Consider the following 2927-nt stretch of genomic DNA (forward strand, 5'->3'; position numbering starts at 1 on the left):
GCGCCGCCGGCGGCGTCCGCTGCACCGGCCCCGTCGGCGGCGCCGTCTCCGCCGGCCGGCGCATCGTCGGGCGCGTCGACCGTGCTGCCGTTCCCGCCGGTGCGGCGGCCGGCCGGCACCTGGATACCGCTGCTCGCGGCCGCGAGCGTCGCGCTCGCGGTCGGGCTCGCCGCCGGCCGCTTCTGGTCGGCGGCGCCTGACGCGCTCGTGCCGACGACCTTGCTGTCGGTGGACCGGATGCGCAGCGTCAGCACGGTGCCGACCCTGCGGCTGCCGGCCGACGGCATGGTCGTGCTCAGCGTGCCGGTCGCGGCCGAACCGGGCTGCACGCCGACGGTGCGCATCCTGCAGGACGGCCGCCGCCTGGAGGCCCAGGCGGCGCCGGACGATTTCGGGTTCGCGAACCTCAGCCTCGCCGCGACGCAGCTCGCGCCGGGTAAGGCCGAGGTCACCGTCGACTGCGGCGGCCAGCAGCGCGCGAGCTATCCGGTCGAGTTCGTGCGCTAGGGGGCCGGATCGCGGCAGTCTTTCCGGTGGGGGTGTCGACGTCGTCGGCCAGGTCGGACGCGCTGCGGCAACCGCTACGGCTGCTGTTCCGCCGTCGCGAGCACGGCCAGCACGGCGTCCACGATCACGTCGGGCCGGTCGATCTGGATATTGTGATTCGCGAAGGCGACCATCTCGTGCCTGCCGCGGCGCGACAGCGACGCGGTCAGCTCGTGCGCCTTGCGCCAGCTCCGGTAGTGGACTTCCCAGTTCGGTTCGGACAGGTCGTAGAGTCCGTGCGTCAGCACGACCAGCGGCAGATCGCCGAGCGGCTGCCGGCCGGCGAACAGACGGCGATAGCGCGCGTCGGCTGCGGGATTCTTCGCGTACATGCAGTGGGCGATCTCCGAAGCCTGTGTGTCCTGGTAGGTCGCGGTCTGCTGCAGTACGCGGCGTTCCTGCAGGATGACCGTGCCGAGCGGGAAGCGCACGGGGTCGGTGCAGCGCCGGTATTTCTGCGCGGTCAGCGCGCCGGCGCGCGCCGTCTGCGCGCAGTCGGCGAAATGCGCGATCGCCGCCGCGATGTCCTGCTCGTCCTCGGCGCGCGCGGCGCGCACGGCCGCCGCGCCGAAGCGCCGCGAGAGCGACGATTCGACGCGATCCCAGAGCCGCTCTTCGGCCGGATCCACGAGCACGAGCCCGGCGACTTTCTCGGGATAGGACACTGCGAACAGCTTGGCGTGGAATCCGCCGAGCGAATGGCCGACGAGAACGACGGGACCGGCGATGCCGCCGCGTTCGAGCAGCGCATGCAGATCCTCGACCGCGGCCTGCGGCGTGCGCGGCACCGGCGACGGATCGCTGTAGCCCATGCCGGCCCGGTCGTAGGAGCACGCGCGCGTCTTCGCGGCGACGGCGGGCTGGATCAGCGCCCAGGTGCTCGACCAGTCGCTGAGGCCGGAATCGAACACGACCGTCGTGCGGCCTTCGCCGAGGCAGAACAGATTCATGCGCCGGCCGCCGCCGACGTCGACGAGCCGATGCGGCTTCACGTAGTCCTGTTCGACCTCGGCGACCGGGACGAGATCGGCCGCGGCGCCGGTGCCGATCGCGAGCCATGCCGTTGCGAGCGCGAACGCGCCGCGGATCAGCCCGGCCGCGTCGCGCGAAAGCGCAGTGCCGCGGATCGTCGCGGCAGCCGCCGGTGCGGTGTCAGCCGCCGGCAGCGCGGCGTCGAAAGCGTTTCGCGTCATCGTTTCGGTTCCATGGTGTGTCGTTCGGCGCCGTCTGCGGCGCCGGTGCGGGTTAGCACGCGCGTCTAGTACGGCGTGCCGTCTTTGCGGAAAAAGCGCCAGGCGCCGGCATCGAGGCGTGCGACGAGGTCGTCGTCGGGATACGTGGCTTCGTCGCCGGCGGTACGGTCGCCGACTTCGAGATAGACGGCGTCGCGGTCCGATGCGTTGACGAGCCGGTGCGCATCGCCGGTGCCGGCGCGGAAGCCGGCGCACATGCCGGGGCTCAAGGCCGTCGCGCCGGCGTCGGTGTACAGCACGACTTCGCCCTCGAGCACGTAGACGAATTCGTCCTGGCGCGTGTGCGCGTGCCGCAGCGACGACGCGGCGCCGGACGCGAGCCGCGTGAGATTCACGCCGAAATTCGTCAGGCCGAAGACCGTGCCGAGCGGCTTCTTGTCGCGGCCGTCGAACCGGGCGGCGAACGGCGCCGGATAGATCGAACGCTGCGCGCGGCTCGGTACGTCGGCCGCGGTCGCGGCTACGGGTGGCACGGGATTCGTCGTCATGGAGGGTTCCGGTCGGATGGGCGGTGATTCACGGGTGGGTCGCGCGAACGCATGGATGACAGCGGCCATGTCGCCGTCGCCGTGGCCGTCGGTTTCGGCCCTGCGGAACAGTTCGACGCACTGCCGGATCAGCGGCGCGTCGGCGCCGGCCTGCCCGCATTGCGCGGCGACGAGCTCGGTGATCGTGCGGACGTCGCGGACGGCGGCCTGCGGCGAAAAGTCCCCGGCGACGAGCTTGTCGAGCTTCATGCGCGAGACGGCGCTGGCCATCGGGCCGGCATCGAGCACCTCGCGGAGGGTCTGCAGATCGACGCCGGCGGCACGCGCCGCCTGCACGGTCTCGGCGAGCACGGCCACGAGGCCGATCAGGAAGTGATTCGCCGCGAGCTTCATGCGCAGCGCGCCCGGCACGGCGCCACAGCGGAACACGCGGACGCAGAGCGGCGCGAGCAGCGGCAGCACGCGCGCGACGTCGTCCTCGTCGCCGCCGATCATGCCGACGAGGCGGCCCTGTTCGGCCGGCACGCGCGAGCCGGATACGGGCGCTTCGACGTAGGCGCCGCCGGCCGCGCGCACGTCGGCGGCGAGCGCGGCGGAGTACTCGGGCGAGGTCGTGCCGAGCGGCACGACGATCGTGCCG

General features: G+C 72.6%; 3 protein-coding genes and 1 pseudogene. 1 reads left to right on the forward strand and 3 read right to left on the reverse strand.

Going from position 1 to position 2927, the window contains the following annotated elements; all coding sequences use genetic code 11:
* Positions 1-507, forward strand: a 507-nt coding sequence (locus tag NON22_RS22695) for a hypothetical protein (protein WP_257389265.1), incomplete at its 5' end; no start/stop codon positions are given.
* Positions 508-581: 74 nt separating this feature from the next.
* On the opposite strand, the gene NON22_RS22700 is transcribed toward NON22_RS22695, so the two are convergent.
* The 3 genes and pseudogenes from NON22_RS22700 to NON22_RS22710 all read right to left on the reverse strand — a co-directional run.
* Complete coding sequence (locus NON22_RS22700) at positions 582-1739, reverse strand: alpha/beta fold hydrolase (RefSeq protein ID WP_257389266.1); 1158 nt, start codon at positions 1737-1739, stop codon at positions 582-584.
* A gap of 65 nt (positions 1740-1804) precedes the next feature.
* Positions 1805-2287, reverse strand: a complete 483-nt coding sequence (locus NON22_RS22705) for a cupin domain-containing protein (RefSeq protein ID WP_257389267.1) — start codon at positions 2285-2287, stop codon at positions 1805-1807.
* A 108-nt stretch (positions 2288-2395) separates the two neighbouring features.
* Positions 2396-2914 (reverse strand): annotated as a pseudogene (locus NON22_RS22710) (NAD(P)-dependent oxidoreductase); the annotation flags it as partial.
* Positions 2915-2927: the final 13 nt, after the last annotated feature.

The organism is Tahibacter caeni, from assembly GCF_024609805.1.
In the GTDB taxonomy this organism is placed as follows: Bacteria; Pseudomonadota; Gammaproteobacteria; order Xanthomonadales; family Rhodanobacteraceae; genus Tahibacter; species Tahibacter caeni.